27 protein-coding genes and 1 pseudogene are annotated in these 26,627 nt (G+C 38.2%); 25 read left to right on the forward strand and 3 right to left on the reverse strand.

Features of this window, described 5'->3' with window-relative positions:
• Positions 1 to 27 precede the first annotated feature (27 nt).
• Positions 28 to 669: a carbonic anhydrase family protein gene (locus tag J3U91_RS01060; protein WP_002820175.1), complete on the reverse strand. Its 642-nt coding sequence runs from the start codon at positions 667 to 669 to the stop codon at positions 28 to 30.
• A 405-nt stretch (positions 670 to 1,074) separates the two neighbouring features.
• Between J3U91_RS01060 and J3U91_RS01065 the strand changes: the two genes are divergently transcribed.
• The 4 genes from J3U91_RS01065 to J3U91_RS01080 all read left to right on the forward strand — a co-directional run bounded on the left by J3U91_RS01065 (position 1,075) and on the right by J3U91_RS01080 (position 4,839).
• Positions 1,075 to 2,355 (forward strand): O-acetylhomoserine aminocarboxypropyltransferase/cysteine synthase family protein, encoded by a 1,281-nt coding sequence (locus J3U91_RS01065; protein ID WP_002820176.1) that lies wholly within the window; start codon positions 1,075 to 1,077, stop codon positions 2,353 to 2,355.
• 93 nt (positions 2,356 to 2,448) lie between these two features.
• Positions 2,449 to 2,736, forward strand: a complete 288-nt coding sequence (locus J3U91_RS01070; RefSeq protein ID WP_002820177.1) for a hypothetical protein — start codon at positions 2,449 to 2,451, stop codon at positions 2,734 to 2,736.
• 91 nt (positions 2,737 to 2,827) lie between these two features.
• A complete protein-coding gene (locus tag J3U91_RS01075) occupies positions 2,828 to 3,706 on the forward strand; it encodes a proline iminopeptidase-family hydrolase (RefSeq protein ID WP_002820178.1) in 879 nt (292 codons plus the stop codon).
• Positions 3,707 to 4,077: 371 nt separating this feature from the next.
• The gene (locus J3U91_RS01080; RefSeq protein ID WP_002820179.1) at positions 4,078 to 4,839 is read left to right on the forward strand and encodes an NADP-dependent (R)-specific alcohol dehydrogenase; all 762 of its coding nucleotides are present in this window, start codon (positions 4,078 to 4,080) and stop codon (positions 4,837 to 4,839) included.
• A 60-nt stretch (positions 4,840 to 4,899) separates the two neighbouring features.
• Here the strand turns inward: J3U91_RS01080 and J3U91_RS01085 are convergent, their stop codons facing one another.
• Complete coding sequence (locus J3U91_RS01085; RefSeq protein ID WP_002816906.1) at positions 4,900 to 5,817, reverse strand: aldo/keto reductase; 918 nt, start codon at positions 5,815 to 5,817, stop codon at positions 4,900 to 4,902.
• Between the two features lie 89 nt (positions 5,818 to 5,906).
• On the reverse strand, positions 5,907 to 6,530 hold the full coding sequence (locus J3U91_RS01090; RefSeq protein ID WP_002820180.1) for an NADPH-dependent F420 reductase: 624 nt from the start codon (positions 6,528 to 6,530) through the stop codon (positions 5,907 to 5,909).
• A gap of 98 nt (positions 6,531 to 6,628) precedes the next feature.
• Here J3U91_RS01090 and J3U91_RS01095 point away from each other — a divergent pair, with 98 nt between their 5' ends.
• The 21 genes and pseudogenes from J3U91_RS01095 (at position 6,629) to pyrE (ending at position 26,627) form a co-directional block, all read left to right on the forward strand.
• Complete coding sequence (locus tag J3U91_RS01095) at positions 6,629 to 7,255, forward strand: TetR/AcrR family transcriptional regulator (RefSeq protein WP_002820181.1); 627 nt, start codon at positions 6,629 to 6,631, stop codon at positions 7,253 to 7,255.
• A 59-nt stretch (positions 7,256 to 7,314) separates the two neighbouring features.
• Complete coding sequence (locus tag J3U91_RS01100) at positions 7,315 to 8,649, forward strand: Nramp family divalent metal transporter (protein ID WP_002820182.1); 1,335 nt, start codon at positions 7,315 to 7,317, stop codon at positions 8,647 to 8,649.
• A 109-nt stretch (positions 8,650 to 8,758) separates the two neighbouring features.
• The gene (gene yihA, locus J3U91_RS01105) at positions 8,759 to 9,355 is read left to right on the forward strand and encodes a ribosome biogenesis GTP-binding protein YihA/YsxC (protein WP_002820183.1); all 597 of its coding nucleotides are present in this window, start codon (positions 8,759 to 8,761) and stop codon (positions 9,353 to 9,355) included.
• Complete coding sequence (locus tag J3U91_RS01110; protein ID WP_002820184.1) at positions 9,352 to 9,675, forward strand: hypothetical protein; 324 nt, start codon at positions 9,352 to 9,354, stop codon at positions 9,673 to 9,675. Before yihA ends, J3U91_RS01110 begins: the two co-directional genes overlap by 4 nt.
• Positions 9,676 to 9,803: 128 nt before the next feature.
• Positions 9,804 to 10,772 (forward strand): mannose-6-phosphate isomerase, class I, encoded by a 969-nt coding sequence (gene manA, locus J3U91_RS01115; RefSeq protein WP_002826795.1) that lies wholly within the window; start codon positions 9,804 to 9,806, stop codon positions 10,770 to 10,772.
• A 136-nt stretch (positions 10,773 to 10,908) separates the two neighbouring features.
• The gene (locus J3U91_RS01120; protein WP_002820186.1) at positions 10,909 to 11,340 is read left to right on the forward strand and encodes an RDD family protein; all 432 of its coding nucleotides are present in this window, start codon (positions 10,909 to 10,911) and stop codon (positions 11,338 to 11,340) included.
• Positions 11,333 to 11,614, forward strand: coding sequence for a hypothetical protein (locus J3U91_RS01125; protein ID WP_002820187.1), 282 nt, complete (start codon positions 11,333 to 11,335; stop codon positions 11,612 to 11,614). Before J3U91_RS01120 ends, J3U91_RS01125 begins: the two co-directional genes overlap by 8 nt.
• Positions 11,615 to 11,668: 54 nt before the next feature.
• Positions 11,669 to 13,405 (forward strand): glycoside hydrolase family 65 protein, encoded by a 1,737-nt coding sequence (locus J3U91_RS01130; protein ID WP_256207075.1) that lies wholly within the window; start codon positions 11,669 to 11,671, stop codon positions 13,403 to 13,405.
• Positions 13,396 to 14,007, forward strand: coding sequence for a glycosyl hydrolase family 65 domain-containing protein (locus J3U91_RS09835; protein WP_004164838.1), 612 nt, complete (start codon positions 13,396 to 13,398; stop codon positions 14,005 to 14,007). The genes J3U91_RS01130 and J3U91_RS09835 overlap by 10 nt, the downstream gene beginning before the upstream one ends.
• Positions 14,008 to 14,026: 19 nt before the next feature.
• Positions 14,027 to 15,301, forward strand: coding sequence for a sugar ABC transporter substrate-binding protein (locus tag J3U91_RS01140; RefSeq protein ID WP_002820188.1), 1,275 nt, complete (start codon positions 14,027 to 14,029; stop codon positions 15,299 to 15,301).
• Positions 15,302 to 15,388: 87 nt separating this feature from the next.
• Positions 15,389 to 16,320, forward strand: a pseudogene (locus tag J3U91_RS09920) (carbohydrate ABC transporter permease).
• Positions 16,321 to 16,333: 13 nt separating this feature from the next.
• The gene (locus tag J3U91_RS01155) at positions 16,334 to 17,164 is read left to right on the forward strand and encodes a carbohydrate ABC transporter permease (RefSeq protein WP_002816894.1); all 831 of its coding nucleotides are present in this window, start codon (positions 16,334 to 16,336) and stop codon (positions 17,162 to 17,164) included.
• Positions 17,165 to 17,276: 112 nt separating this feature from the next.
• Complete coding sequence (locus J3U91_RS01160) at positions 17,277 to 17,594, forward strand: LacI family DNA-binding transcriptional regulator (RefSeq protein ID WP_004164842.1); 318 nt, start codon at positions 17,277 to 17,279, stop codon at positions 17,592 to 17,594.
• Positions 17,531 to 18,310: a LacI family DNA-binding transcriptional regulator gene (locus J3U91_RS01165; protein ID WP_049752549.1), complete on the forward strand. Its 780-nt coding sequence runs from the start codon at positions 17,531 to 17,533 to the stop codon at positions 18,308 to 18,310. Before J3U91_RS01160 ends, J3U91_RS01165 begins: the two co-directional genes overlap by 64 nt.
• 148 nt (positions 18,311 to 18,458) lie before the next feature.
• Positions 18,459 to 18,692, forward strand: a complete 234-nt coding sequence (locus tag J3U91_RS01170) for a DUF4044 domain-containing protein (protein WP_002816893.1) — start codon at positions 18,459 to 18,461, stop codon at positions 18,690 to 18,692.
• Between the two features lie 132 nt (positions 18,693 to 18,824).
• Positions 18,825 to 19,751, forward strand: a complete 927-nt coding sequence (locus J3U91_RS01175) for an aspartate carbamoyltransferase catalytic subunit (RefSeq protein ID WP_002820190.1) — start codon at positions 18,825 to 18,827, stop codon at positions 19,749 to 19,751.
• Entirely contained in the window at positions 19,748 to 21,040 is a 1,293-nt protein-coding gene (locus J3U91_RS01180) for a dihydroorotase (RefSeq protein WP_002820191.1), read from the forward strand. The genes J3U91_RS01175 and J3U91_RS01180 overlap by 4 nt, the downstream gene beginning before the upstream one ends.
• The gene (locus J3U91_RS01185; protein WP_002820193.1) at positions 21,040 to 22,131 is read left to right on the forward strand and encodes a carbamoyl phosphate synthase small subunit; all 1,092 of its coding nucleotides are present in this window, start codon (positions 21,040 to 21,042) and stop codon (positions 22,129 to 22,131) included. Before J3U91_RS01180 ends, J3U91_RS01185 begins: the two co-directional genes overlap by 1 nt.
• Complete coding sequence (carB, locus tag J3U91_RS01190) at positions 22,115 to 25,309, forward strand: carbamoyl-phosphate synthase large subunit (protein WP_002820195.1); 3,195 nt, start codon at positions 22,115 to 22,117, stop codon at positions 25,307 to 25,309. The genes J3U91_RS01185 and carB overlap by 17 nt, the downstream gene beginning before the upstream one ends.
• On the forward strand, positions 25,306 to 25,992 hold the full coding sequence (gene pyrF, locus J3U91_RS01195) for an orotidine-5'-phosphate decarboxylase (RefSeq protein WP_002820197.1): 687 nt from the start codon (positions 25,306 to 25,308) through the stop codon (positions 25,990 to 25,992). The genes carB and pyrF overlap by 4 nt, the downstream gene beginning before the upstream one ends.
• The gene (gene pyrE / locus J3U91_RS01200; protein WP_002820199.1) at positions 25,992 to 26,627 is read left to right on the forward strand and encodes an orotate phosphoribosyltransferase; all 636 of its coding nucleotides are present in this window, start codon (positions 25,992 to 25,994) and stop codon (positions 26,625 to 26,627) included. Before pyrF ends, pyrE begins: the two co-directional genes overlap by 1 nt.

A 26,627-nucleotide genomic window follows, 5' to 3' on the forward strand; every position in this document is an offset into this window, starting at 1 on the left:
TCCCCTCCGTGGAAAATCATCCGATCGTTAATTTTTTATAGTCGAACTGCAATACAATACTGGCCTTCCGTTTAAAGATTGCAGTTGGCGATTATTATATGGATAAAGTTTATGAAATTCTGCTAATTGTTGTCTTGAAATTTCAACCGGGTTGGCTAAAATATACCATTCGACATTCTCTGTTAATGGTGGTGTTGTTAAAGAGCCCAAATAATGATAATAAGATTTATTTTCCGGTATTAAATCAGTTAGGTCGCAAACAAAGTTTTGATCCTGATTCAAGTGATTGAATATCTGAGAAAAAGTTTTAGAAGTTTTTCCGGCTTTTAAAAAGACAGCGATAACTGCTGTTCTTCCGTCTTTGGCCTGATGAACGAAATGAATTTCACCGTCGAATCTATAATTATTCAGCAGATGTTCACTGGGAGCATGGATGTGAAATTGTTGTAACGAGAAAAACCGATTATCAATAATTGCTTTGCCGCTTAATCCAATCTCAATTCCCTGCCCATTATCGTGAACATAGGAAGCATTTGTTGAATAATTCAGTTTTAAAGTCGCCTGTTTTTCGATTTTCTCAGCCTTATTCAATTCTAAAGCAACTGGTGATTGCATTTGTCCTGTTTTAAACAACCAGTTATTTTGATTATCATAATCAAGTTTCGGCATCGTAATTCTCCTTTTTTTGAGTAACTACTACTATCTACTATTATGGATGCTATTGAAAAATATTTTTAAATATTAAATCAACATTGTTATATCTTGACAAAAATACCTTTGGTATTTAAAGTTTACTAACAAATGGTAATTAGAGATGAAAACAGATTTAGGAAACTATAGACAGCCAATTCTAAATTATATAATCCACTATTCGCAACCCATTTTTTTGGGTTGTGTTTTTTTATATATAAGTTCGTTGGAGTTTTTTAAATGAGTCGTTTAAGAATTCATACGACAATCAGTTGGTTACTTCTTTGGCGGGGCGAAGGATTGGTGCAGACGCGAATGCGATAAAAGCAAACGTTTTTTAATTTAAATATTCAAACTAATAAAAATATGATCGAGGTAACTACATTGGAAAATAATTATCATTTTGAAACAGAACAGATTCATGCTGGCCAAGAAAATCCCGATCCGGCCACTGGCGCGCGGGCGGTACCGATTTACCAAACATCTTCGTTTGTTTTTAAGGATGCCAAAGAGGCTGCCGGACGTTTTGCTTTAACAGAACCGGGAAATATTTATGGTCGTTTAACAAACCCAACCAATTCGGCTTTTGAAACACGGATTGCCGCTTTAGAAGGCGGAAGCAGTGCGATTTCTTTGGCTTCGGGGGCCGCTGCCGTTACCGCGGCAATTTTAAATGTTGCTGGGGCCGGCGACCACATTGTTTCGGCATCGACACTCTATGGCGGTACCTATGAATTATTCAGTGAAACTTTAAAAAAGCTTGGAATTGAAACAACTTTTGTTGATCCTGATGATCCGGCAAATTTTCAAGCAGCTATTAAAGAAAACACCAAAGCGATTTTCTTTGAAAGCCTTGGTAATCCAGCAATTAATATCGTTGATTTTCAAGCTGTTGCAGCAATTGCGAAAAAATATAAAATTATTACGGTTGTTGATTCGACCTTCGCAACTCCTTTTCTGGTTCGTCCCTTTGATTATGGCATTGATATAGTCGTCCATTCGGCTACGAAATTTATCGGCGGACACGGCACAACAATTGGCGGCGTTGTCGTTGAGAAAGGCGATTTTGATTATCAGGCATCGAATCGTTATCCCGATTTTGTGAATCCGACTGCTTCATATAACGGCCTGATTTGGTCCGATCTAAAGGGTGCGGCTTTTACAACAAAAATTCGGGCGGAACATCTGCGCGATACCGGAGCAACTCTATCGCCACAGTCCGCTTGGTATTTTTTGCAGGGGCTCGAAACACTTTCTTTAAGGATTGAACGTCATGTCTCGAATACTCGTAAAATAGTTGATTACTTGCAGCAGCATTCGAAGGTTGCATGGGTTTCCTATCCGGAAACCGAAAACTCAAAATACAAAGCGTTGGCGAAAAAGTATTTTCCCAAAGGGAGCGGATCAATCTTTACTTTTGGTTTGAAGTCCGGTGAATCAGGAGCGGAAACTTTAATCGACAATCTGAAAATTTTTTCTTTACTGGCAAATGTTGGCGATGCAAAATCACTAATTATTCATCCGAAATCAACGACTCATGCACAGTTAAATGATCAACAATTAAAAGCTGTTGGGATTACACTGGATTTAATCAGGGTTTCGATTGGCATTGAAAATGTCGAAGATTTGATTGCCGACTTGGATCAAGCTTTGACAAAAGTTTAAAAAATCGAACAAAATTTATTCGTTTAAGGATGATGATTGTTTATTTGACCTTTACTGACTATTGTTTATTATATGAGGTATGGAGGAAAACAAATGGCATTAGCAGAAGCAGAAGCAGAGAAATTAAATGTTGAAGGTTTGTCCATTATGTTGGCCAAGAATATCGATTCATTGAATGCCGATGAAGACAAAAACGTTGAAAGGTATTTGCTTAAATCGATCTATGATAACGCAGATGTTCACAAATCAGAAAAGATTGACGAGTATCCAAAGGTTGATAGCAAAAAGGTTTCCGCTCGAATTGATGAGTTGGAAAAGGATGAACCACAGGATGCGAAGAAGACCTTTAGTGATTTGAGAACTTGGGCTAAAGTAAAATAATTAGCAAAATAAAAAATTTGAATAAATCTCGAATTATCAAAAGTTCGGGATTTTTTATTAAATTTTATTCTTTTTTTATTATGCTTAATGTATGAAAAATGGCACACATATCTTAACCCTTACAAGTGGTTTTCATCTTTGGTCGCACACTGAAAATTCTGGTAAAAAAAGTAAAATAATTGCTGTTCATGGTGGGCCCGGAGAAACTCATGAATCTTTTGAAACGCTGCCCTTGGGCGTTCCGAATGCTGAAATAACTTCTTATGACCAACTTGGTTCTTGGTATTCTGATCAACCTGATTTTAGCGATCCTAAATTAGCGAAAAAGTACTTAAGAATTGAATATTTCGTCAATGAATTGGAAGAAGTTCGCCGCCAACTTGAATATGACAAATTTATTCTGCTTGGTTATTCATGGGGTGCAATGATTGCTTTGGAATATGCACTTAAATATCCGGGTAATCTTGATAAATTGGTGATTGTAGGGATGTCTGACCGAGAAAGCGATTTTACCGATCGGATGAAGGATGAAGTGGCCAAGGTTTTGTCAAAAGACGAAGCCAAGTATGTTTTTACTGAAGCAAAAAAAGGCGAATTAGACGATCCACTTTTTAATCAATTTATGGAAAAATTTTATAATGATTACTATTCTCGTTTTTCCAAAAGTCAAAGCAAGCATGCGATTGATATCAGCAATTACCAAGTTGCTAATTACATGATGGGAACGAATCCTTTTCATACAGAAGGCATGATGAGCGGTTGGAATGTTTCTGATAAGTTATATCGAATTAAAACACCAACTTTGATATTGGTTGGCGATCAAGATATGATCAGTCCCAAGAAAGCTCGAGTGATGGCCGATAAACTGCCAAACGGGAAACTTGAAATTATTCCTGATGCGACACACGTGTCGCTCCGCGATAACCCTGAATATTTCTTTCAACAACTGAACCAATTTTTAACCAATTAAGCGCTTCGTTTGATCTTTTTGCTGATAGGCTATATGATGGAAGTAAGGGAAAGAAGGTTAAGCCTATTACATTCGGAATATATGATATCAAAAACGATTGGTTTATTAAGGAAAAGAAACCAGGACTGGCTAACAAGGAGTTCGATAGTATCGAGCATGCCTCCGATTTTGCTAATAAATACTTTAAAAATCATGATCAAACAGCGATTTACAGTATTTACGAGATTAAAAACTAATCAGATATCAAAAAAACACCGGTAAAAATTGAACCGGTGTTTTTTTTATTTTTAATCTTTATTTATTATTAATTGTTTACTTTTTAACAAATAGATTGTAAAATTATTCACAGAAAGAATTTGGAGGTATTCAATATGGTAGATCGTTTAAAAGGAAAGGTCGCCATCGTAACCGGCGGAACGCTAGGAATCGGTTTATCGATTGTCGATTTGTATTTAAAAGAGGGGGCCAAGGTAGTCTTTACAGGTCGTCGCCAAAAAATTGGTGAAGAAGCATTCAAGCATTTGAGCAACCCTAAAAATGCTAAGTTTGTTGTTCACGATGCTTCTAACGAAGAGGGCTGGAAAAAATTGTTCGCCGACGTGATTGCGGAATTTGGGAAAGTCGATATTCTTGTGAATAATGCCGGAATTGGTGTTCCCGGCGATGTTGAACACACCGATTATGCCCAGTGGCGGCAAACGATGGCAGTTAATCTGGACGGTGTCTACTTTGGTACTCATTATGGCGTTATCAATATGAAACATCCGGTAAGCGGAGACGCCTCTATAATTAATATGTCGAGTATCGAAGGCTTGGTTGGCGATCCGAATTTGTTTGCATATAATGCGACCAAAGGAGCTTTGCGGATCATGACTAAATCAGCTGCAATCTATTGCGCACAAAATGATTACAACTTGAGAATTAATACCATTCATCCAGGATATATTAAAACCCCTTTGGTTGAAGACATGGATGGTTTTGAAAAGGCTATGAGTGAAAGGACCAAGACGCCAATGGGCCATATCGGTGATCCTGAAGACATCGGTTGGTTAGCGGTTTATTTGGGATCGGAAGAGGCTAAATTTGCAACCGGTTCTGAATTCACGGTTGACGGTGGTTATACTGCTCAATAATTTAAACAGATAAAACATTTGTTTTAAAAAAACTCCAGCGTTTTTAACCGCCGGAGTTTTTTAAAATTCCCGAAATAACTGATCTATTTGTTGGAATTCCTGATTGCTTAAATTAATTTTTAAAGCCTGAGCGTTGCTTTTGACCTGTTCAGCTTTTCTTGCGCCTGGAATAACAACGCCAATATTTGGATTCGCAATATACCAAGCTAAGATTATCTGAGAAATCGTCGAGTCGTGTTCCTTGGCTAGATCCCTAACTTTATCGAGAGCATGAATAATTTTTTCGTATTCTGCTGTTGAGAATTTTTTAAATTTTGGTTGATCATTTATTGTATATTTTCCAGTTAAAAGACCGGAAGCCAAAGGAAAATAGGGAACAAAAGAGATGCCCTCTTCTTTAAGATAGGGAAAGAGATTTTTTTCGGCATCTCGATGAACAAGGCTGTAGTTATCTTCTACAATATCAATTTGATGATTTTTATTTGCTTCTTTGATTTGCGTCAAAGAAAAATTCGATACACCAATTGCACGAATCTTGCCAGCCTTCTTTTCCTCGGCTAAAGCTTCGACGGCTTCGTCTTTTGGTGTTTTTTCATCTGGAAAATGGATATAGAAAATGTCGATATAATCAGTTTTTAAACGTTTTAAAGCACTATCCACAGACGCTTTTAAAAAGTCCGGTTTGTTATTTAAATGCAAGCCATCGTTCGGGTCTTGAGCAGCTTTTGTAGCTAAAATAACTTTGGAGCGGTCATGTGCCCGTAATACCTGACCAATAATTTCTTCGGATCTACCTAATCCGTACATAAAAGCAGTGTCCAGTAATGAAATATTTTCCTTCAAAGCTTCCTCGATTATTTGGCTTCCATCGGAATCCTGCAAATCGTTGAAAAGATTATGGCCACCGACTTTATTTGTACCGAGTCCGAGTTTTCCGGTCTTTACTTCGCTTTTACCAATCTGTATCTCTTTAGTCATCAGATGCCTCCTAAAACGTTAGTTAATTTAATTATACGCCCGAGTTATGAAAGCCTTTTCTGGGAATAAACATATCATTATTTTTTATTTCATTTATTCAATTTTTTCGACAATTCTTTTTTATCGACTGTTAATCCGAAAACAGGTCCGTCGGCTTGAATAGTAAAACTATTTTTCAAATTACCAGCATCATAAGCATTAAATCCAATTTGGTCGATTAATTCGGCAACTATGTTTTTAAATTTAACATCATCGCCGGCGATCGGAATTGCTATTCGTTCACTTTTATTTTCAAAGTTGGCCAAGCCTTCCAATTCAGAAACCGGTATCGTATTAAAAGCCTTGACAATTGTGGACACCTTAAAGTAATCAGCAAGCATTTGAGAGCTTGAAATTTCATGATTAATCAGCTTTGGAATCCGTCCGTCACGCTGGGGAAAATAATTGCTTGCATCAATTACTTTCTTTCCTTTTAAGAGATTGTCATCAAGATCATTAACTCCATTAAAAGGAATTGCTAAAACAAACAAATCTAGATCGTCTCCCAGTGAGTTGATATCGGCTGCTTGTGCAGCAGACCCTAATTTACTAGTAACTGGAAGCAGACTATCTTTTCCATGACGATTTGTGAGAACGACAGAATGTCCTGCCTTAATAAAAAGTTTGGCAAGGACCTGTCCTACGTGGCCGCTGCCGATAAAAGCAATTTTCATAATAATTACCTCCAATACAGAATATATTACCCATTTTCAAGTCTCATGATTAGTGAATAATTTTCATATGAAGAAAAGATGTTATATTATTAAATTGAATGGTCAATGAAAAAATGAAGAAAAGCAACAAAGGGGATTTACAAAAAGAAAAATTGTTATCGGCTGCCCGTCAATTATTTGCCAAAAAAGGCTACGAAGCAAGTTCGACCAAAGAAATTAACCACCAAGCCGGGGCTTCGGATGGCCTGCTATATTATTATTTTCCTGGCGGGAAAGAACAGCTTCTCAATGAAATAATCAGGCAGACTACCGATAGTAAAGCTTCGGAATTCATAATTCGCTTTGATAAAATTGTTAGCATTGGTTGTTCTACTGAGGAAACGTTGGTAAATATCTTTCTTATGATGTGGAACCTTTTAACGAAAAAGGAAAACTATCAGGTCCTTTTAATTATGATTCGGGAACAGGCAGCGATTGATCGAAAGCAAATGACTTGGATATGGAAATTGGATAGCGTGATTCAAAGGAAGATTTTCGACTACCTAAGCGACCAATTTTCTACTCGTATGATTCATGGAAATGATCCGAAAACAATGGCCGATGTGATTTCGTCAATCTATGAAAGTTTTATATACTGCCAATTGGTTTTAAACAACGATACAAAGTTTACAGATGATTCAAAAGAACGTCTGATTCGGGAAATACATTTAGTTTTAAAGGGATAAAAAACGAATTGTCGAGTTGACAATTTCGCAAAACGATTTTTTAAAGAGAGGCACTGTCTATGAAAACCGATCAAAAACAAGACAATCAACAAAAAAGTTTGGATGAGGTCAATGGGAGTATCAAGGTTCCTAAAAATGCCGGTTTTTGGCGAACTCTGCTGGCTTATACAGGTCCAGGTTCTTTAATTGCCGTCGGTTATATGGATCCGGGGAATTGGATCACTTCTATTGGCGGTGGCGCTCAGTTCAAATATGCTCTTTTGTCGGTAATTCTTCTTTCCAGTTTAATCGCGATGTTGTTGCAGTCTATGGCAGCCAAACTTGGAATTGTTACTGGGAAAGATTTGGCTCAATTGACGCGGGACCGGACTTCTAAAAGAGTCGGTTTTGTTTTGTGGATAATTACCGAATTGGCGATTATGGCAACTGATGTTGCGGAAATTATCGGTTCTGGAATAGCGATAGAACTGCTTTTCGGAATTCCTTTGATCGTTGGCATTTTGATTACTTCGGCTGATGTTTTGATTCTGTTATTGCTGATGAGATTAGGTTTTCGAAAGATTGAGGCAATCGTCGCAACTTTGGTTGCAGTTGTTCTTTTTGTCTTCTCCTATGAAGTGATTTTATCGCAGCCAAATATTCCGGAAGTTTTGAAGGGATATCTTCCCACCTACAAAATCGTTACAAATACACCGATGCTCTACCTGGCTTTAGGGATTGTCGGTGCAACGATTATGCCGCATGATTTGTATTTGGGATCCTCGATTTCTCAGACCAGGCGAGTTGATCGTTCAGATAAAAATTCTGTTAAAAACACGATTCGTTTTACGACGATTGATTCAAACATTCAATTGACAATTGCCTTCGTTGTTAACTGTCTGCTGCTGGTTTTAGGGGCGGCATTGTTTTATGGCACGAACAGCAGCTTAGGACGTTTTGTTGATTTGTTTAGGGCTTTGAACAACAGCCAGGTGGTTGGCGCAATCGCCAGCCCGGTTCTGAGTATGCTTTTTGCAATCGCTCTGCTGGCTTCCGGCCAAAGTTCAACGATTACCGGTACTTTATCGGGGCAGATTATTATGGAAGGTTTTATTCACTTACATATGCCACTGTGGATTCAGCGCTTGCTAACTCGATTGATCTCTGTCACCCCGGTACTAATTTTTGCCATAATTTATCATGGCAATGAAGCCAAAATCGAACAGTTGCTGACTTTCTCGCAGGTATTTTTGAGTATTGCTTTGCCCTTTGCGGTTGTTCCACTGGTTATTTTCACAAATGATGAAAAGTTAATGGGAGAGTTTAAAAACCATGCTTGGGTTAAGTGGACATCTTGGCTGATTACGGCTGTTTTAATTGTTTTGAATATTTATTTGATTTTACAAATTATTTAATTTTTTAAATATGCCAAGAGAAAAATCGAATTAAAAATCCTTATGTTTGAATTACTTGATTTTTTCTAATTAATTTCTAGTTTGTTAAGAAATGTGTAAAACTTAATTTATGAAGATTACAAATCCAAAATTAATTATTTCGGCCGTTTCAAAAAAACAATACCCGGCTGGCAATTTGTCGGAGATAGCTTTTGTCGGTCGTTCAAATGTTGGGAAATCATCTTTAATCAATACTTTGATTGAGCGTAACGGGCTTGCACATACAAGTGGCCAACCCGGCAAAACGCAAACACTGAATTTTTATAATCTCGACGAAAAGTTATTTTTTGTCGATGTTCCGGGTTATGGGTACGCTAAAGTAAGCAAAGCTCAACGTGAACAATTCGGTTCGATGGTCGAAGAATATTTAAGCAGTCGTGATCAATTGAAAGGAGTTATCAGTCTGATCGATGCTCGTCACGAGCCAACCGAGGATGATAAATTGATGTACAATTGGCTCGAATATTATCAAGTACCAATTCTGATTGTTGCAACGAAAGCTGATAAAGTTGCTTCCGGCAAGTTTAATGCCGTTGAATCCCAGATCAAAAAAACATTAAAATTCAATTCAACTACTTCATCACTGATTTTGTTTTCGGCGATTAAAAAATTTGGTGCCAAAGAAATTTGGAATTGGATCAAAGGACAAGCGGAGTTACAAGAATGACCGACGCAATGATTATTTGGATTCTGATTGCTGTTTACGGAGTTTTAATGCTTTTAACATCTTTGTCAAAAGCAGCGGTCCCTTTAACGAAGTTTTTCGGTTTCCTTGGAAGTTTTGCTTTAATATTTGCGACCGTTATCGGTATTTTTCATCGTGGCAAGCTATTCGCTTTTATTCTGACCTTAGTCGGTTTTGTTTTTGTTTCGACCGGCGCTTTTATCCAAGGAAGACAGACGACTTTTCATTGGCTGCATCATTTTGTTCGGGGAATCATGGAAGCAGTTGTTCTTGTTTTATTGTTTATTTTTTTAAAACTATAGTTTGATAAGTTCCTGATCTTTTTAGTTTTCTTTTTATAGGTGTTTAGAAGAGGCTCTTAAAAAGCCTCTTTTTTACAAAGAACTTTGTCAATGCTATAATGATAACTCTTACATTAGGAGCGCTAATAATGATCGAACCGTTATTTTTAAAGCCTTATTTTCAACCGAAGATTTGGGGCGGCCGAAAACTTGAAAAAGAGTTTTCCTATCAATTACCAACTGGAGAAATTGGCGAATGCTGGGCCATTTCAGCTCATCCCCATGGGCCAAGCGTAATAACAAATGGTGAATTAAGCGGGCTTAGTTTAGCTGAGGCGTATCAAAAATATCCTGAATATTTTGGTAATCCAAAGGCGAAAGTATTTCCTTTATTGACGAAAATATTAGATGCCGAAGCGAGCCTTTCGGTGCAGGTTCATCCTGACGATAATTATGCCGAGAAACATGAACATGAATTAGGCAAGACTGAATGCTGGTATATTCTAAAAGCTGATCCTGGCTCATACCTGGTCTATGGTCATCATGCAAAAACACGTCAGGAATTATCCGATTGGGTTTATCGAGGAGATTGGGATAAGTTATTACGAAAAGTTCCCGTAAAAGCTGGTGATTTTGTATACGTGCCAAGTGGGACGATTCACGCTCTCAATAAGGGCATTATGGCTCTTGAAACTCAGCAGTCGAGTGATACTACTTATCGTCTTTACGATTACGATCGTATTGATCGGGTAAGTGGGAAAAAGCGTGAATTGCATCTCAAACAATCAATCGATGTAACAACCGTTCCTTTTCGGGAACCGGAATTAAATATCCAAACAAGGCATATTGCTTCTTCTAAAATAATCTCTTATTTAAAACCTCCTATATCACCTTTTTTTGCCGTTTGGCAGTGGCAGATCAACGGAGAAACAACTCTTCACCATGAAATTTCTCCTTATACATTGGTCTCGGTAATTGAAGGAAACGGATTGATTAAAATCAATGGAAAAAGTTATCCGCTTAAAAAAGGTCAGCACTTTATTTTGCCAGCCCAGATTGTTTCCTGGACGTTGGATGGCAGGATGAATTTGATCGCTTCGGAAGCTGTAGAAGTTTAAATAACTTTTAAAATTAAATATTTTCTTGTTTGATTAAGAATGGGTCAAAGGCTTTTATGAAAGCGTTTACATTAAGCCTTTTTTGGTCTACAATGAATTTGCTAAAACGTTTTAGAAGTGGAAGGAGCCTTCAATTATGGAGCGTCACATTCAATTGGCTGTCATTCGAATTTTGGCGAGCATGATTGATTTAATTGTTGTGTATTTGCCCTTTCAAATCCTCTGTTTCTTTATTTTTAAAGATCAGTTGCTTTTAGCGATTTTTTTCGGTCAATTATTGTTTGTTAGTTATAATGCGGTTCTTGTCAGTATGAAAAACGGCCGGACAATCGGAAAGTACTTTGCTAAGCTCAGGGTTGTTAATGATAATAGTGAAAAGAATTCGGCAAAGGCGCTTCGAGAGTTTTGCAAACTGCTTTATTTTGTGACCTTTCCTTTTGGACTGTTTTTTCTGCTTGTTTCTATTTTTCTTCTTTTAACAACTGGCAGAGCTCTTCATGATTTTCTTGGTCAAAGCCGAATTGTTTCGGATGCAGAATATAAAAGGATTATTTCGGCAAATGAATGATCTTATTGATAAACAATACTTAGCTCATATTCCAACTCTGCCTTTATTGGCTGTGCTATTTATTACGATTTCTCTGGCTTATTATTTGCCCTATCATTTTCGCAATGTTTACGACCCGATTCCAATTACTAAATTTTATTCTTTATACTCGATTGTAATTTTTCTTGCAAATCTAACCATTTTTCATGTTCGTTGGATTTTGGTATTGGGTATTTATTTAACGGGAATATTGATTCTTGTTTTTCGTTCCAACCATTATTTTTACAAGCGATAATTTTTTGATTAAAATCTAAAACGTTTTAGTAAAAGTATCACAAGGAAGTTGATTATGATGAAAACCTTAATGGAATATCAACAAAATCAGCCTTGGATTATCAAAGAGAATTCATTTGATAATAATTTTTTGAGTAAGTGTGAGTCCGTTTTTGCCCTTGGCAATGGTTATCTAGGCGTCAGATCTGCTTTTGAGGAAAACTATATCGGTGAAAAACGAGATATGTTTGTTTCCGGTACTTTTGACAGATTTGATAAAAGTGAGGTGACAGAATTACCGAATGTACCCGATTTTATTCAAATGGAATTTGTTATTAATGGTCGAAATCTCGATTTAAATTTAGGAGAAATTACTCAATATTCGTTCAGCCTAAATTTAAAAACCGGCCAGTTAATTCGTCATTTTATCTGGAAATTTGCTGATATTCATTTAGAGTTTAATTTTCGTCGTTTTGTTAGTTTTGATGATCTTCACTTGCTTGGTCAGGAAGTGACAATCAGAAATCTTGGCGCTGATACAAGCTTTCAGTTAAAATCTGGGATTGATGGACAGCTTACAAATTCAGGAAGCCAGCATTTTGCCGAAGGCACAAAAGATCAAGAAAAAAACAGAATTTTGCAGATGGTATCAACAACTGCACAATCGAGAATCGATTTTGTCCAGTCGACAATTCATGATTTTTCTGATCGATCGTTGATTGATAAAACGCGGATCGAAATTTCCCGTCGGCAAATTCATAAACTTTATTGGTTCCATCTAAAAAGCAACCGAAGCATCAAAATTAGTAAACTTTCCAATGTTTACACCTCAATAGATCGTGATTTGAATCAAAAAACAGTTGAATATATGATTAGTGTTTCTGCCAACGTACTAAATTTTGATGTTCAAAAAGGTTTTGATTACTTGCTTAAAAAATCTGCTTTGGCTTGGGAAGAAAAAGTTTGGCGTGATTTCCCGATTGAGATTAAGTCAATCGATTTTACAGATCAACTGGCTTTGAATTTTGCAAGATATCATCTGCATATCATGGTTCCGAAACATGACGGACGAATGAGTATCGCGGCAAAAGGATTATCCGGAGAAGGTTATAAAGGTCATACCGCCTGGGATACAGATATTTTTATGCTTCCATATTTCACAATGACTTATCCGGAAATTGCGAGAAAATTGCTTACTTATCGTTATCTGGGTTTGAGTGGCGCTCATAAGAAGGCCGCTCTAAACCACTATCAGGGTGCCCAGTATCCTTGGGAGTCGGCTTGGCCCTCAAATGGGGAAGTCGCTCCAGTTTGGGGCGCAGCAGATATTGTTACCGGTAAACCAACAAAAATTTGGTCAGGTTTTATCGAACAACATATCAGTAGCGATGTTGCTTTTGGTGTTAAACAATATATTGATGCGACTTCTGATCTTAGATTTGCTAAATTCGAAGGTTATGAAATGATTTTTGATACCGCAAAATTTTGGGTCAGTCGTTTAGAATATAACGCGGTTAAGGATCGTTATGAGATTAATAATGTCGTTGGTCCGGACGAATATAAAGAACACGTTAACAACAATGCTTTTACAAATTATTCGGCCGCTTGGAATATTTCTACTGCCATTAAAGTGTATGAAAAAATAAAGCAGCAGGATAGCAAAAGTTTTGATCGGTTAAACAAAAAACTTGGTCTTGATAAAACTTATCGCCAATGGAAAGAAAAACTGCCAAAGCTTTATTTGCCCAAAGCGAATAAAGACAAGATTCTTCCTCAGGATGATAGTTACCTTTCAAAAAAATTTTGGATTTAACGCCCTACCTAAAAGACGACGCCGTTGGAACTTTATTTCATGATTATAATTTGGACCAGGTTAATAATATGCAAATAACCAAGCAAGCCGATGTTATCTTATTATTCTGCTTGTTTGAAAATATATTTTCTCTAGGTATTCAAGAAGCAAGTTGGGATTATTATCTTCCCAAAACGATGCACGATTCTTCTTTATCCCTTTCGACTCATGTTGTTTTAGCAGTTGATTTAGGAAGGAATTCGGAAGCTTATCAACTATTTCAAAAAGCAAAAAATATCGATTTAGGGCCTTATATGAATTCTTCAAACGATGGAATTCACGCTGCTTCTTTGGGTGGAATTTGGAATTCTGTCGTTGAGGGCTTTGGTGGTCTGCGAGTAATTGACGGCAAACTAAGAATTGAACCTCATTTACCCAAAGAATGGGATTCATTGGATTATCGAATTAACTGGCATGGTGCGAAGTTGCAAATTAGTGAGACAAAGGAAGACTTTACAGTTACATTTCTCAATTCGAATCATTTAAATCAGATAGTTGAATTTATGTCAAAGGGTCAAAAGTATCAAGTCAAGGCGAAAGGTTCGCTTCGAATAAAACTTTGACAAAAGAGGGGATTTAATTATGAAAAAGTTTTCGAAATTTATTAATCTTGGAGCGGTTTCTTTAATGACCGCGGCTATATTTTCAGGCACAGGACTTTTGTTTAGGCAGGATGCTTTTGCAGCCCAGCCCTATAAAGGCAAAACAATTAAAATCGGCGTATGGATTGGTTCTGATTTAGAGCAAACCGGTTTGAATAAATTGATTAAAGGATTTGAAAAAAAAGAAGGCGCAAAAGTAACAGAAAAAGTTTATACGAATTTTCAGACTCAAATTCAAGCTGATTTTTCAGCCCGAAAAGCACCAGATGTTTTCTATATGGACTCATCCCTTTATCCATGGTTTATCAGCCAGGGAGTTTTAGCTCAGTTGCCTAAAAAACAAATGCAGTCAACGAAGTTTTACAAAAATTTGATTGCCGCTTTTACCAGCAAAGGGAAACTATATGGTGTCCCAAAGGACAATTCGACTTTGGGTTTGCTGATCAATAAAGATATGTTTAAAAAAGTTGGCGTTGATCCGAAAACAATTCCAACATCCTACGCTGGTTTAATTAAGTGGCTTCCGGGATTTCAAGCTAAACTTAATAAAGCTTATGGCAAAGGAAAAGTTACAGCGATGACTTATGACCAGGATATGGCTAGAAATTTGGCAATCATGATTGCCAAAGGCGGCAAGCCGGTTAAAAATAATGGGAAAGCCAATTTGGCGTCGGCTCAAGTTGTTAAAAATCTTGGCCTTTATAAAAAACTTGTTAATACGGGAGCCGTCGCAACAGCGAAAGATTTAGGGTCAGGAGATAACGGAACAGCTTTTGGAACCGGTAAAGTAGCCATGACCGAAGAAGGAAACTGGACTTACCAAGTGCAAAAAAAGCAATATAAGACAAATTTTGAAGTTTTGCCAATGCCAACTTATCAAGGCAAACAGCGCGGAATGATTTTTACAGTTGGTTGGGGAGAAAATGCCGAATCGAAAAACAAGAAGCTTGATAATGCCTGGATTGCTTATGTAACGAGTAAAAAAGAAATGTCTGTCTGGGCTAAAACCGTTGGTGTTATGCCGAGCCGTCCCGATGTTGCCAAAGCGATTAAATTAACCAAAGACTCCAATCTGGATACCTGGTTAAAGGCTACTAATTATTCAACTGTATGGCAGGAAGGCAATACATTAACGACAATCAATACTTCTTACCAGAATTTTATCAGTGATGCTATGAATGTGAAAATGACGATCAAGCAGGCAATGATAAAAGCTGACAAGCAAGCTAATGCTGCGATTTCGAATTCAAAGTAAAATCAGTTCTCATTAAAAAATCAGAATTATATTCAGGAACGCTTTGAAAAATGTTTTGACAAAAAACATTTTTGGAAAGGACAGCAAATGGCTTCTAACCTCGAGTATCGTAAACCGCAAAAAACTGGGCAGAAACGTCGCAATCGAGAAACAAGGCAAGCTTATTTATTTCTAACACCGGCTTTGATTATTATCATAATATTCTTTGTTGCCGCAATTGCCTTTGCTTTATTCATGTCTTTTAACAAGGTTAATATGTTTTCCCAGCAGTTCAGATTCACGGGTTTTAAGAATTACTTAAACGCTTTTTCAGATAAGGTTGCTTTGAAGGCTTTATCAAATACAGCTTTATTCAGTTTTGTTGTTGTTCCTCTGCAAACTCTCATTGCACTGGTTATAGCCTATGTTTAAGCTCACACGCTGTTAAATTTAAAAAAACTTTCCGCCTGATATACTTTTTACCAACTTTAACGTCAAGTGCTGCTTTGACATTGATTTTTATGTTTATTTTTAATGTTGCGGGACCACTGAATAATTTCTTTATGTCGATTGGATTTTATAACAAACCGATTAATTTTCTGCAAAACCCAGCTTACTCTTTGAAGGTTATTATGGTTATGAATATTTGGTCGACGGTTCCCACTTATATGACTATTTATCTTGCTTCTTTAGTTGATTTACCGGAATCCTTTTATGAGGCAGCTGAAATGGATGGCGCGACTTCTTGGGATAAACTACGCTATATAACTGTTCCCTATTTACGGCCAATTACAACCTATGTTCTTTTAACTGGTATTATAGGAACTTTTCAAATGTTTGATCAGGCTTTCATTTTTTCGAACGGTTCCGGTGGACCGAATAATTCGACCCTAACACTTGCTTTGATGATTTATAACTATGCTTTTGGTTCCCTAAATACGATGGGATATGCTTGTGCTCTGGCAATTTTGTTGACAATTATTATTTTCGCGGTCAGCCGATTGGCAGAAAAAATTAATGGAGGAAACGGATTGCAATAGGGGGGCGGTTAGCATGAGAGAAAAATCTAAAATTTTAAAAGTGATTTTATATATTGTTTTAATCTTATACGCGATTATTACTTTTTATCCTTTTCTTTGGGCGCTGGCCGCCTCTTTTAAACCGCTAAAAGAGATTGTTTCCGGCAATCCGAATATTATTCCAAAACATGCTACTTTGGCTAGTTATGAATATATTTTCGGTGCTTCGTCTTTGTTCACACGTTGGTTTGTTAATTCGGTGATTGTTTCTACTATTGGGACCGTAATCAATATTTTTTTAAATACGATGGCGGGATATGCCTTAGCCAGGTTGGATTTTCCCGGACGCCAGCGAATTTATTACGCTTTTTTGGCTTTCATGATGGTTCCCGCGCAAATCTTATTGATTCCTAATTTTCTGATTTTATCAAAAATGGGATTACTTGATACATTGACTTCTTTAATTCTTCCAGCTGCTATTAATATCGGCAACATTTTTATGATGCGTCAATTTTTCCTTAGTTTTCCGAAAGACATCGAAGAAGCAGCCGAAGTTGATGGCCTTGGGCGTTTTGCTACTTTTTTTAGGATCGTGATGCCTTTAGCTCGCCCTTCGATTGCCACTCAGGCAGTTTTTACTTTTATGGGTTTTTGGAATAATTTTATGGCGCCAATGCTTTATATTTCAACGCCGTCAAAATACACTTTAACGCTCGGTCTACAAACTTTCGTTAGCCAACAATCCGGCATTCGTTGGGACCATTCAATGGCAGCTAGCATTATTTCGATACTGCCGATTATTGTTCTTTATATTATTTTCAACGGTTATTTCCTGCAAGGCATTAGGATGGACGGAGAAAAATGAATTGCTGCTTTTGGTTTTAACGGATTAAAGTATTTTTAATAATGTTGAATATTTTTGGAAAAAGGGGTATTTGTGTATAGAAGCACAAGTTATAGTAAGCTGTTAAATACCGATGAATAAAAAAATCACGATTAAAAACGTGGCAAAGGCAGCCGATGTTTCCGTGGCGACTGTTTCTCACGTTCTTAACAATTATCCTGATATTAGTGAAAAAACAAAAAGAAAAGTTAACCAAGTCGTTGAAAGACTGGGTTATTCTCCTAATATCGCTGCCAGATCTTTGGTTTATAAAAAACAAAAAACAATTGCTTTAATTTTGAATGAAATTGATATTTCAAAAAAGTTTCTTTACCTGCCGAGGTATCATTGGGAGTTTTTGATTTTTGTGATGAAATTGCTGCTCAGTATGTTTTTTATGCTACGACTTTAAAAGAACAGAAAGAAAAAAGTTTCAAACAATTTTGTCAGGAACACAATATCACAGGAGCAATTGTCCAGGGATTGAAAATAACCGATCCTTACTATGAAGAAATTCAGTCGACTGATTTTCCAACCGTTTTGATTGATTTGGAAAATAAAAATCCAAAAATTGGTTCGATTGGAATTGATAATCGTGCGGCTGGGATGGAAATTACTGATTTTTTAATTGATAACGGACACCAACAAATTGGAATGATTAACGGTTCAAAATATGCCAGTGTTTCTTTGCAGCGTCAGCTTGGTTACCAAGATGCTTTGATAGAACATGATATTGCTGTTAAGGAAGATTTTATTGAGTTTGCTGATTTTAGCGAATCATTAGCTTATGAAAAAGCCAAACAACTTCTGTCATCGCATCCTGAAATCACGGCAATTTTTTCTGCCAGTGATTTGATGGCGCTTGGGGTAATTAAAGCGGCCAAAGAGTTAGGCCGTATTTTGCCTAGAGATTTATCAATTTTTGCTTTTGACAATATTGCTGTTTCTGAATTCTTGTCTCCAAGCCTTTCGACAGTCGAACAGAACATGCGCGGAGTTGCCTACCGAGCGGCTAAATTATTGGACGATATTATCGATCGTAACCATGAGAATTCTTGGAATATCAAATCCGATTATGAATTGGTGATTAGGAATTCGGTTATTAATAGATTTAAAACAATTAATTAATATTTCTCAAGTTTTTTTGTGTTTCTTTTAGCCTTCCCCATGTATGACGTGTCTTATTTTTGCTATTGTGTCTTTACTATTTGTCTTGCGAGGAATAAATAAATCTTAAAATGTTTGCAAGTTCCTAATTTTCTTTTAGAATAGAAGAATGGCACAAACACGTAAACAAGAAATTCGCAAACAAATACGCAGAGCGCAAAACAAACCAACTCCTGAAGAAATTCTCGCACAGCGTTCTATTACTGCTCGTCGACGGGTTGCCGACACAAGCGCAAAGTCAAAAAAGAAAAGTCGTTTTGATTATATAACAATTACAATGGCGATTTTAATGGCGACTATTACTGTTTTTGGAATCGCAATCGGATTGTTGACCGTCTTCTAATTTTGTGTATAATTCTTAATGATGCTAGCGCATTGCAAACAAACAATTAATATCAATTCGTTTCGGAAAACAACTTCTAAGTCTTCGTTGATTTAGGAGTTGTTTTTTTATGCACGAAAAAAGGAGAATAAAATGGCAAATGTTTTTGTGAACATTAACGACTTATCGAATCAGGAGTTGTTATCAATGATTCACCAAGCTTTATTATTTAAAAGCGGTCAATTTATACCCGTGATAAATCGGCAGGTTGTTGCCAATCTCTTTTTTGAGAATTCAACCAGAACGGCGACCAGTTTTCAAATGGCAGAAATGAAATTGGGTTATCAGCGAATTGTGATCGATCCCAACAAGTCCTCGGCAACAAAAGGTGAAAGTCTTGAAGATACTCTGAAAACACTTAAAGCAATCGGCATCGATACAATCGTTATTAGACACAGCCTTCGTGACTGGTACCAGCCTTTTTACGAAATGGCCGGCAAAGAAGTTCCTAAGTTGGTGAATGCTGGGGATGGCAATGGCCAGCATCCCTCACAAAGCCTATTGGACTTGATGACGATCGTCGAACACTTTGAGAATTTTGTTGGATTGAGAGTTCGTATTATTGGCGATATATACCATTCGCGTGTCGCTCGATCAAATGCAGAAATATTAAATCGTTTAGGTGTCGAAGTGACTTTCTCCGGTCCCAAAGAATGGCAGGATCAATCATTGGAACAATTTGGGTCCTTTGTTGATATCGACAAAGATCTTGGAAAACAGGACGTAATTATGTTGTTAAGAGTTCAGCATGAACGTCTGACAGACGAAGAAAATCAAGATTTTACAATTGATAAATATCATGAAGACTATGGTTTAACACAAGATCGTTATCGAAAGCTAAAGAGTAATGCGATTATTATGCATCCAGCACCGGTTAACCGGGATGTTGAAATTGATAGTGATTTGGTCGAGTCTGATAAATCTCGTATTTTCCAACAAATGAAAAATGGCGTTTATGCTCGAATGGCAATTTTGAATTCGCTAACCATTCCATCTTTAATAAGCGGGGTCGGTAAATGAATTCGACTTTAATTAAGAACGCCCAAATTTTGGTTGGTGAAAATAGCTTTCTTAAACGCGATCTTTTTATTGAGAAAGGAAAAATTTCTGCAATTGGCGATGGGCTTTCCAATAAAGCGGACTTTATCGTCGATGCAAAAGGTGCTTTGTTGCTGCCAGGATTAATCGATGTTCATGTTCACTTCAGGGAACCGGGTTTTCCGGAAAAAGAAACAATTGCCAGCGGATCCAAAGTAGCAGCTCGTGGTGGTTTTACGACGGTCTTTGCAATGCCTAACTTAAATCCGGTCATTGATAATGTTGAGGTTTTTAAACAGGTTCAAGCTCTTAACCAACAAGACGGAATCATCAAAATTAAACAATATGCAGCGATTTCAACTGGTCTAACAGCTAATAAAATCGACAACATTCCTGCATTGTCAGCCCTTGGAGCAATTGCTTTTACCAACGATGGCAAAGGTGTCCAGACCGCCGATACTATGTACCAAGCAATGTTGGCTGCTAAAGCAGCAGGCAAAGTTCTTGTGGCACACGTTGAAGATAATTCTTTAATACACGGCGGAGTGGTCAATGCCGGATTAGCCTCCAAGAATTTAGGTTTTCCGGGCGCGAAGAAATTAAGCGAAACTTCTCAACTGGCACGTGATTTAATGATTGCCAAAGCAACCGGGGCACAATACCATATGGCTCATGTATCAGCTGCCGAGAGTGTCGAATTGATCAGAATTGCTAAGGAACACCGGATTGATGTCACTGCCGAAGTATCGCCACACCATTTATTGCTGGACGACAGTATGATTACAAATGACAATTCCTTGATGAAGATGAATCCGCCGCTTCGTTCTCCTGATGATCGGGCGGCTTTATTGGCTGGTTTATTGGATGGCACGATCGATATCGTTGCAACTGATCATGCTCCGCATACCAAAGAAGAGAAAGCACAGAGTATTTTAACAGCTCCAAATGGAGTTACCGGAATCGAAACTAGTTTTCAACTTTTATATACCCATGTGGTCAAACCGGGAATTATGAGTTTGCGCCAATTGTTAAAGGCTATGAATCAACGGCCGGCGGACATTTTCGCTTTAAAAGATGTTGCCAGGGAAATAGCCATTGGACAAGTTGCTGATCTGGCTTTGTTTGATATTCGTCATCTTCATGAAATCAAGGCCAATGAGTTTGCTTCAAAGGCCAGCAACAGTCCTTTTATCGGCTGGAAGGTTTATGGACAAACAGAAAGAACCTGGGTTAATGGGCAACAAGTTTATGCAAAAGGAGATGAAAAATAATGGTCAAACGCTACCTTCTTTTGGAGAATGGTTCGATATATTCCGGTCAGGGATTTGGTTCTCTTAAAAAAGCCAAAGGGGAATTGGTTTTTAATACAGGGATGACTGGTTATCAGGAGACGATTACCGATCCTTCCTATCATGGTCAGATAATTGTCTTTACTTATCCACTAATTGGTAATTATGGAATTAATCGTGATGATTTTGAAAGTCTTAATCCAACGGCCTCGGCGATCGTAGTTCATGAACTAGCCAGGCGGCCAAGCAACTGGCGTATGGATATGTCTTTAGGCCAGTGGGCTGAAAATGTTGGGATGCCGATTATCAGTGGGATCGATACACGAGCTTTGACCAAAGAGATCAGAGAGTTCGGTGTTATGAAGGCTTGTATTATTGATCAGGTAAACGATAGTAGTTTAAAGGAATTACAAGCCAGTCGTTTTTCAGACCAACAAGTTAAAGAGGTTGCCAGTCGGACCGCCTACCAGGACCCTTCCAATGGACCAACGATCGCCGTGATTGATTTTGGTCTGAAGAATTCCATTTTGTTTTCTTTGGCAAAACGGCATTGCAATGTAATTGTTTTTCCACCGGACACCTCGGCAAAAATTGTTTTAAATGCCAATCCGGATGGAGTCTTGCTATCCAACGGACCAGGGAATCCCGATTCGGTAGCTTATGCTCTTCCATTGATTAAAAGATTGCAGGAAGCAAAACCACTGTTTGGAATTTGCTTAGGCCACCAGCTTTTTGCTCTGGCCAATGGAGCTTCAACTTATAAGATGAAATTCGGTCATCGTGGTTTTAATCATGCGGTTAGATCGATTGATTCCAAACGTTTGGATTTTACGGCCCAAAATCATGGTTATGCCTTTGATGAAAAATCCCTAGCGAACACCGATCTACTGGTCACTTACAGAGAGGTCAACGATCAAACTATTGAAGGATTGAAGTCAACTAAATATCCGGCCTTTTCGGTTCAGTTTCATCCGGATGCTGCTCCTGGACCCCACGATACAGACTATCTTTATGACGATTTTATTCAGTTGATTAACGAAAACAAAGGGAGACAAAATGCCAAAAAGAGCTGATATTAAAAAAATACTCGTAATCGGTTCCGGGCCAATCATTATTGGACAAGCGGCCGAGTTCGATTATTCAGGAACCCAAGCCAGTTTGTCTTTAAGAGAAGAAGGCTATTCGGTGGTTCTCGTTAATTCTAATCCGGCAACAATTATGACCGATACAGAAATTGCCGATCAGGTTTATATCGAACCGTTAACGCTGCCTTTTATTAAACGAATTCTTCGTAAAGAGCGTCCAGATGCACTGTTGGCAACGATTGGCGGTCAGACGGCTTTGAACCTTGCCAAAGAATTGGCCGAGGACGGAATCTTAGAAGAACTGAAAATCGAGTTGTTGGGAACCAAACTAAAGGCGATTGAAGCAGCCGAAGACCGGGAAAAATTTAAACAATTAATGGAAGCCTTAAAAGAACCGGTTCCCGAATCAAGGATTGCCAGAACGCTTGAACAAGCTGTGCATTTTGCCGATCAAATTGGTTACCCGATAATCGTTCGTCCGGCATATACTTTGGGCGGCACCGGTGGCGAAATTGTTGAAAATAGCGAACAATTAACAGAAGTTGCCAAAAACGGTTTGGAGTTATCACCGGTTACCCAAGTTTTAATTGAAAAATCAATTGCTGGCTATAAAGAAATAGAATTTGAAGTTATGCGTGATGGCAATGATAACGCTCTGATCGTTGCTTCAATGGAAAACTTCGATCCAGTTGGTATTCATACCGTCGATTCGATTGTTGTCTCTCCAGTTCAGACTCTTTCTGATCGGGAATATCAAATGCTTAGAGATGCTGCTTTAAAAATTATTCGTGCTTTAAAAATTGAAGGTGGCGTCAATATTCAACTTGCTTTGGACCCTGATAGTCTTCGTTATTACATTATTGAAGTTAATCCACGTGTTTCGCGCTCTTCAGCTCTGGCCAGCAAGGCGACCGGCTATCCGATCGCGAAAATGGCTGCCAAGATCGCCATTGGTTTGACTCTGGACGAGATTGTTAATCCTGTTACCGGAACAACAAAGGCCGAATTTGAACCGGCTTTGGATTATGTGGCCGTAAAAATTCCTCGTTGGCCTTTTGACAAGTTTACCGAGGCTGACCGAGAACTCGGTACACAGATGAAGGCGACTGGCGAAGTAATGGCGATCGGCAGAAATTTTGAAACTGCCTTGATGAAAGCTATCCGTTCTTTAGAGATTGGCACTTTCGCTCTCGATGACTTAACTTATAGCGATTTAAGAAATCAAGATTTGCTCAATCGCTTAATGCCCGCAACCGACGAACGGCTCTTTATGGTCGCTGATTTATTGAGAAGGGGCATCACGATTGGGCAAATTCACGAGAAAAGTCAAATTGATGAATTCTTTTTGGACAAGATTCTGCATCTAATTGAAATCGAAAAAGAATTAAAAATGCATGTTCTTGATTTCAAAATCCTTAAAATCGCTAAAGAAAACGGTTTTCCCGATGTGACGATCGCCCGTTATTGGCAGCTTGAAGAAAAAGAACTGCGTCATTTAAGAAAAAAGGAAGATTTATTTCCTGTTTATAAAATGGTCGATACGGTTGCCGGTGAATTTTCTTCAAAAACTCCCTATTATTATTCAACCTACGAGTTGGAAAACGAATCGTTGAAAGAAAAACGCCCAAGTGTTTTGGTAGTTGGTTCCGGACCGATCAGAATCGGTCAAGGAGTTGAATTCGATTACGCCACCGTTCATTGTGTTAAGGCAATTCAAAAAGCCGGTTATAAAGCAATTGTAATTAATTCCAACCCAGAAACTGTTTCAACCGATTTTTCCGTTTCCGATAAACTCTATTTCGAACCATTAACTTTGGAAGATGTTTTAAATGTTATTGATTTGGAAAAACCAATTGGTGTCGTGGTTCAGTTCGGCGGGCAAACAGCGATTAATTTGGCTGGGCGTTTGGAAAATAACGGTGTCAAGCTTTTGGGAACCAGTCTAAAAGATATTAATCGATCTGAGGATCGAGAAGACTTCAATCAGGTAATTAAAAAACTCGATCTATCCCAACCTTTCGGGAAAACAGCGACGACGGTCACTCAAGCCTTATCTGTAGCAGAAGAGGTCGGCTATCCACTTTTGATTCGTCCTTCTTATGTTCTGGGCGGTCGGGCAATGGAAATTGTGACAAATCGCCAAGATCTATCCGACTATATGAAAAGAGCTGTGAAAGTTTCTTTAAAACATCCGGTTTTAATTGATTCCTATTTAACCGTTCGGGAAGCTGAAATCGATCTATTAAGCGATGGACAAACGATTATTGTTCCCGGTATTATGGAGCACATCGAACGGGCCGGTGTCCATTCCGGAGATTCGATGTCGGTTTATCCGTCTCAGTATTTGGACCAGAATGTGCAAGAACAGATGTTGGATGCGGCTTTTAAATTAGCCAAAGAACTTCACACAATTGGTTTAATGAATGTTCAATTTGTGATTCACGAACAACAGGCCTATGTAATTGAAGTCAATCCTCGAGCCTCCAGGACTCTTCCTTTTATTTCCAAAGCAACCGATCTACCTTTGGCCCAATTAGCAACTCGGGTTATGCTTGGTGAAAAATTAGCCGATCTGGGTTTTAAAAGCGGTTTGATGGCACCCAAAAAACTTGTCTATGTGAAAGCCCTGGTCTTTTCTTTTAATAAATTGCCTAAAGTCGATTCTTCTTTGGGTCCGGAAATGAAATCGACCGGTGAAGTTATGGGAGTCGATCGAAATCTGGCCAAGGCTCTTTATAAAGCTTTTGTGGCAGCCGGCTTTAAAGTTCACGAACACGGCAATGTCCTTTTCACAATTGCCGATCGGGATAAAAAAGAAGCGCTTGCTCTAGCAAAACGTTTTGATGAATTAGGTTATGTTCTTTGGGCGACCGCTGGGACAAGCAGTTTTCTTCATGAAAACCATTTGCCGGTTAGACAACTGGGTAAAATATCCGAAGATCAATTGAATCCGGTCACGGCCATGCGCCAGGGCAAATTACAAATTGTTATTAATCGATTGAAAACAGACGAACCGCTGGAATCTGATGGCCGGGCTATCAGAGCAGCCGCGATTGAAAACGGCGTCCCCCTCTTTACTTCACTGGATACGGTAGCAGCCTTTTTGCAGGTTCTTGAAAGCAGATCCTTCAATGTTTCGGCAATTAATAAAGGAGATAAATCATGAACAAACCCGTTTTTATCGCTTTGGATTTTCCTAATTTAAAAACTGCTTTCGATTTTCTGAACAAATTTCCTAGTCATGAAAAACCAGCTGTTAAAGTCGGCATGGAACTTTTTTATGCCGAAGGACCGAAAATTATTCAACAGTTAAGGCAAAAAGGCTACAAAGTTTTCCTTGATTTAAAACTATACGATATTCCTCATACAGTGGCCGCAGCGGTTAGGTCTTTGCTGGCTTTGGATGTTCAGTACTTAACGATCCATAGTCTTGGCGGATTAAAAATGATGGAAGCAGCTGTCGATGCCGCTGAGGGTAAAATAAAATTATTAGCTGTCACTCAATTGACTTCTATAAGTGCAAACGAAATGCGTGGTACTCAATTAACCAGTGCAACAATTGAACAATCCGTCAAACATTTGACGCAATTGGCTTTATTGGCGGGGGTTGACGGAACGATTTCTTCGCCTCTGGAAGCAAATATAATCAAGCAAATAACGCCGGATGATTTTCTGAAAATTACACCGGGAATCCGCTTGTTCAATGATCAAAATGGCGATCAAATTAGAATTACGACGCCTAAGAAAGCTAAAGAGTTCGGAGCAAGTGGATTGGTTGTCGGGCGATCAATAACTCAGGCAGCAGACCCCTTGTCTGTCTATCGAAAAATTTTGGAGGAATTTGAATAATGGAAATAAACTACTCAAAAAAAGTTGCCAACGATTTGCTTGATATATCGGCAGTTAAATTTTCGCCGAAGGACCCCTTCACCTGGGCTTCCGGAATTATCAGTCCGATTTATACCGATAATCGAATGACGATTGCTTATCCCACTATTCGCAAAAATATCGCTGATGGTCTGTCAGAATTGATTATTAGCAATTATCCCGATGTTGAAATCATTGGTGGAGTCGCGACAGCTGGAATTCCTCATGCTGCTTTTGTCTCTGATCGAATGAATAAACCGATGATTTATGTTCGTTCAAAAGCCAAAGATCATGGTTCCAAACATCAAATAGAAGGAGCACAGGTCGATAACAAAAAACTTGTTTTAATCGATGATTTGATCTCGACCGGAGGTTCTGTATTGGCAGCGGCTCGGACTGTTCAGGAAGCCGGCGCAAATGTGCTTGGAATTGTATCGATTTTTTCTTATGAATTGTCAGCAGCTGAGAAAAATTTTAGCGCAGCCGGTTTAAGTTTTAAATCATTAACGACTTACTCCCAACTAATCGAAGCAGCAATCGATCGTGGCGAATTGAAAGAAACTGAAATTGAAACTTTGCGCGAATGGCAAAAAGATCAAAATAGCTGGAGGAGTTAA

Source organism: Oenococcus oeni, assembly GCF_020510245.1.
Taxonomy (GTDB): Bacteria; Bacillota; Bacilli; order Lactobacillales; family Lactobacillaceae; genus Oenococcus; species Oenococcus oeni.

What these genes read in the sequence shown, in the direction of transcription:
- pyrF (WP_002820197.1), top strand. Translation starts at nt 25,306, where the DNA reads ATGAACAAACCCGTTTTTATCGCTTTGGATTTTCCTAATTTAAAAACT.
- yihA (WP_002820183.1), top strand. Translation starts at nt 8,759, where the DNA reads ATGAAGATTACAAATCCAAAATTAATTATTTCGGCCGTTTCAAAAAAA.
- J3U91_RS01175 (WP_002820190.1), top strand. Translation starts at nt 18,825, where the DNA reads ATGGCAAATGTTTTTGTGAACATTAACGACTTATCGAATCAGGAGTTG.
- carB (WP_002820195.1), top strand. Translation starts at nt 22,115, where the DNA reads ATGCCAAAAAGAGCTGATATTAAAAAAATACTCGTAATCGGTTCCGGG.
- J3U91_RS01130 (WP_256207075.1), top strand. Translation starts at nt 11,669, where the DNA reads ATGATGAAAACCTTAATGGAATATCAACAAAATCAGCCTTGGATTATC.
- J3U91_RS01125 (WP_002820187.1), top strand. Translation starts at nt 11,333, where the DNA reads ATGAATGATCTTATTGATAAACAATACTTAGCTCATATTCCAACTCTG.
- J3U91_RS01140 (WP_002820188.1), top strand. Translation starts at nt 14,027, where the DNA reads ATGAAAAAGTTTTCGAAATTTATTAATCTTGGAGCGGTTTCTTTAATG.
- J3U91_RS01100 (WP_002820182.1), top strand. Translation starts at nt 7,315, where the DNA reads ATGAAAACCGATCAAAAACAAGACAATCAACAAAAAAGTTTGGATGAG.
- J3U91_RS01060 (WP_002820175.1), bottom strand. Translation starts at nt 669, where the DNA reads ATGCCGAAACTTGATTATGATAATCAAAATAACTGGTTGTTTAAAACA.
- J3U91_RS01080 (WP_002820179.1), top strand. Translation starts at nt 4,078, where the DNA reads ATGGTAGATCGTTTAAAAGGAAAGGTCGCCATCGTAACCGGCGGAACG.
- pyrE (WP_002820199.1), top strand. Translation starts at nt 25,992, where the DNA reads ATGGAAATAAACTACTCAAAAAAAGTTGCCAACGATTTGCTTGATATA.
- J3U91_RS01180 (WP_002820191.1), top strand. Translation starts at nt 19,748, where the DNA reads ATGAATTCGACTTTAATTAAGAACGCCCAAATTTTGGTTGGTGAAAAT.
- J3U91_RS01070 (WP_002820177.1), top strand. Translation starts at nt 2,449, where the DNA reads ATGGCATTAGCAGAAGCAGAAGCAGAGAAATTAAATGTTGAAGGTTTG.
- J3U91_RS01110 (WP_002820184.1), top strand. Translation starts at nt 9,352, where the DNA reads ATGACCGACGCAATGATTATTTGGATTCTGATTGCTGTTTACGGAGTT.
- J3U91_RS01075 (WP_002820178.1), top strand. Translation starts at nt 2,828, where the DNA reads ATGAAAAATGGCACACATATCTTAACCCTTACAAGTGGTTTTCATCTT.
- J3U91_RS01170 (WP_002816893.1), top strand. Translation starts at nt 18,459, where the DNA reads ATGGCACAAACACGTAAACAAGAAATTCGCAAACAAATACGCAGAGCG.
- J3U91_RS01095 (WP_002820181.1), top strand. Translation starts at nt 6,629, where the DNA reads ATGGTCAATGAAAAAATGAAGAAAAGCAACAAAGGGGATTTACAAAAA.
- J3U91_RS01185 (WP_002820193.1), top strand. Translation starts at nt 21,040, where the DNA reads ATGGTCAAACGCTACCTTCTTTTGGAGAATGGTTCGATATATTCCGGT.
- J3U91_RS01085 (WP_002816906.1), bottom strand. Translation starts at nt 5,817, where the DNA reads ATGACTAAAGAGATACAGATTGGTAAAAGCGAAGTAAAGACCGGAAAA.
- manA (WP_002826795.1), top strand. Translation starts at nt 9,804, where the DNA reads ATGATCGAACCGTTATTTTTAAAGCCTTATTTTCAACCGAAGATTTGG.
- J3U91_RS01160 (WP_004164842.1), top strand. Translation starts at nt 17,277, where the DNA reads ATGAATAAAAAAATCACGATTAAAAACGTGGCAAAGGCAGCCGATGTT.
- J3U91_RS01090 (WP_002820180.1), bottom strand. Translation starts at nt 6,530, where the DNA reads ATGAAAATTGCTTTTATCGGCAGCGGCCACGTAGGACAGGTCCTTGCC.
- J3U91_RS01120 (WP_002820186.1), top strand. Translation starts at nt 10,909, where the DNA reads ATGGAGCGTCACATTCAATTGGCTGTCATTCGAATTTTGGCGAGCATG.
- J3U91_RS01155 (WP_002816894.1), top strand. Translation starts at nt 16,334, where the DNA reads ATGAGAGAAAAATCTAAAATTTTAAAAGTGATTTTATATATTGTTTTA.